Origin of the sequence: Streptomyces sp. SID5910 (assembly GCF_009862125.1) — a bacterium.
Taxonomy (GTDB): domain Bacteria; phylum Actinomycetota; class Actinomycetes; order Streptomycetales; family Streptomycetaceae; genus Streptomyces.
On sequence record NZ_WWHX01000235.1, the window covers coordinates 1 to 3,126 of the forward strand.

A 3,126-nucleotide genomic window follows, 5' to 3' on the forward strand; every position below is an offset into this window, starting at 1 on the left:
CGCGACCCGCCGTACCCGCGGGTCCCGTCCGCCCGGACCGCCCCGTCACCGGTCCCTCGCCGATCGGTTGCGCGTAGGGTCGGTGGAGAACCACGAGTGGCCGAAGAAGGAGTCAGGACCATGGCGCAGGAAGTACGCGGCGTGATCGCACCGGGCAAGGACGAGCCAGTACGGATCGAGACGATCGTCGTGCCCGATCCCGGACCGGGCGAGGCCGTGGTCAAGATCCAGGCCTGCGGCGTGTGCCACACCGACCTGCACTACAAGCAGGGCGGCATCAGCGACGACTTCCCCTTCCTGCTCGGCCACGAGGCCGCGGGCGTCGTGGAGTCGGTCGGCGCCGGAGTCACCGACGTGGCCCCCGGCGACTTCGTGATCCTCAACTGGCGTGCCGTGTGCGGCAAGTGCCGGGCCTGTCTGCGCGGACGCCCCTGGTACTGCTTCGACACCCACAACGCCGAGCAGAAGATGACCCTCGCCTCCACCGGCCAGGAACTCTCCCCGGCGCTCGGCATCGGCGCCTTCGCCGAGAAGACCCTCGTCGCCGCCGGACAGTGCACCAAGGTCGACCCGGCCGTCGCCCCCGAGGTGGCCGGACTGCTCGGCTGCGGAGTCATGGCCGGCATCGGCGCCGCCATCAACACCGGCAACGTCGGCCGCGGCGACACCGTCGCCGTCATCGGCTGCGGCGGCGTCGGCGACGCGGCCATCGCCGGGTCGCACCTGGCGGGCGCGTCGAAGGTCATCGCCGTCGACATCGACGACCGCAAGCTGGAGACCGCCCGCTCCATGGGCGCCACCCACACCGTCAACTCCCGCGAGAACGACCCCGTCGAGGCGGTCCGCGAACTGACCGGCGGCTTCGGCGCCGACGTCGTCATCGAGGCGGTCGGCCGCCCGGAGACGTACCGGCAGGCCTTCTACGCCCGCGACCTCGCCGGCACCGTCGTCCTCGTCGGCGTCCCCACGCCCGAGATGAAGCTCGAACTGCCGCTCCTCGACGTCTTCGGACGCGGCGGGTCGCTGAAGTCGTCCTGGTACGGCGACTGCCTGCCCTCCCGCGACTTCCCGATGCTCATCGACCTCCAGCTCCAGGGCCGCCTGGACCTCGGCAAGTTCGTCACCGAGACCATCCGCCTCGACGAGGTCGAGAAGGCCTTCGAGCGGATGCACGCCGGCGACGTGCTGCGTTCGGTGGTGGTGCTGTGATGACCGCCCGCATCGAACGCCTCGTCACCTCAGGACAGTTCAGCCTCGACGGCGGCACCTGGGACGTCGACAACAACGTCTGGCTCGTCGGCGACGACCACGAGGTCGTCGTCATCGACGCCGCCCACGACGCCGACGCCATCCTCGACGCCGTCGGGGACCGACGCCTGACCGCCATCGTGTGCACCCACGCCCATAACGACCACGTGAACGCCGCGCCCGCCCTCGCCGAGCGCACCGGTGCCACCATCTGGCTGCACCGCGACGACATGCCGCTGTGGCAGCAGACCCACCCCGACCGGGAGCCGGACGCCTGGCTGACCGACGGCCAGGTCATCGAGGCCGCCGGCGCCGACCTGACGGTCCTGCACACCCCCGGACACGCCCCGGGCGCCGTCTGCCTCTACGACCCGGGCCTCGGCACCGTCTTCACCGGCGACACCCTCTTCCAGGGCGGCCCGGGCGCCACCGGCCGGTCCTACTCCCACTTCCCGACGATCATCGACTCGATCCGCGACCGGCTCCTCGTGCTGCCGCCCGAGACGGAGGTCCGCACCGGCCACGGCGAGCCGACCACGATCGGCGCCGAGGCCCCGCACCTGAAGGAGTGGATCGACCGCGGCCACTGACACCGGACCGCGCGGCACTCGGCGCCAAGCTGGGCAACACGCGGAAAAAGGTGACAGAAGATGTCCGGCTTCCCGGGCACTCTCGATCACGACATCGCTCACCCGCGGTCCGTGGTGAGCACGTGGTGAGTACGTGGTGAGAGGGAACGGGAGCCGGACATGGCAAAGTCACTCGAGGGCAGGGTCGCACTGGTCGCCGGAGCGACCCGCGGCGCCGGACGCGGCATCGCCGTCGAACTGGGCGCGGCCGGCGCCACCGTCTACGTCACCGGCCGCACCACCCGCGCCCGGCGCTCGGAGTACGACCGCCCCGAGACCGTCGAGGACACCGCCGACCTGGTCACCGAGGCCGGCGGCAAGGGCATCGCCGTCCCCACCGACCACCTCGAACCGGCCGAGGTCGCCGCACTGGTCGACCGCATCGCCCGCGAACAGGCCCGCCTCGACGTCCTGGTCAACGACATCTGGGGCGGCGAGAGCCTCTTCGAGTGGGACAGGCCCGTCTGGGAGCACGACCTCGACAAGGGCCTCAGGCTCCTGCGGCTCGCCGTCGAGACCCACGCGATCACCAGCCACCACGCCCTGCCCCTGCTGCTGCGCAGCCCCGGCGGGCTCGTCGTCGAGGTCACCGACGGCACCGCCGACTACAACCGCGACAACTACCGGGTCTCCTTCTTCTACGACCTCGCCAAGTCCTCGGTGCTGCGCATGGCCTTCGCCCTCGGCCACGAACTCGGACCGCGCGGCGCCACCGCCGTCGCGCTGACACCGGGCTGGCTGCGCTCGGAGATCATGCTCGACCACTTCGGCGTACGGGAGGAGAACTGGCGCGACGCACTCGACCGCGTCCCGCACTTCGCCATCTCCGAGACCCCCCGCTACGTCGGCCGCGCCGTGGCCGCCCTCGCCGCCGACCCGGGCGTGGCACGCTTCAACGGCCACTCCCTCTCCAGCGGCGGCCTCGCCCGGGAGTACGGCTTCACCGACCTGGACGGCAGCAGCCCCGACGCCTGGCGCTACCTCGTCGAGGTCCAGGACGCGGACAAGCCGGCGGACGTCACCGGGTACCGCTGACCGGCGGGCGGCCACGCACTACCGTCGGCCCCATGACCGACACGAAGCGCTTCGAGGGACACGGCATTCTCGTCACCGGCGCCGCGCGCGGCATCGGCGCCGCCACCGCGGCACGGCTCGCCGAGGAGGGGGCCGGCGTGCTGGTGACCGACCGGGACGGGCCCGCGGCACAGAAGTGCGCGGCGGAACTGCGGGCGCGAGGACTCACCGCCGA

4 protein-coding genes are annotated in these 3,126 nt (G+C 72.0%); all 4 read left to right on the forward strand.

Annotation, left to right across the window (positions count from 1 at the left end):
- Positions 1-120: 120 nt before the first annotated feature.
- Positions 121-1,209 (forward strand): S-(hydroxymethyl)mycothiol dehydrogenase, encoded by a 1,089-nt coding sequence (locus GTW67_RS08530; protein ID WP_161164203.1) that lies wholly within the window; start codon positions 121-123, stop codon positions 1,207-1,209.
- Positions 1,209-1,838 (forward strand): MBL fold metallo-hydrolase, encoded by a 630-nt coding sequence (locus GTW67_RS08535; RefSeq protein ID WP_161164204.1) that lies wholly within the window; start codon positions 1,209-1,211, stop codon positions 1,836-1,838. Before GTW67_RS08530 ends, GTW67_RS08535 begins: the two co-directional genes overlap by 1 nt.
- Positions 1,839-1,997: 159 nt before the next feature.
- Positions 1,998-2,912: an SDR family oxidoreductase gene (locus GTW67_RS08540; RefSeq protein ID WP_161164205.1), complete on the forward strand. Its 915-nt coding sequence runs from the start codon at positions 1,998-2,000 to the stop codon at positions 2,910-2,912.
- Positions 2,913-2,944: 32 nt separating this feature from the next.
- Positions 2,945-3,126 (forward strand): SDR family NAD(P)-dependent oxidoreductase (locus GTW67_RS08545; protein WP_161164206.1); only part of this gene is annotated, 182 nt, incomplete at its 3' end.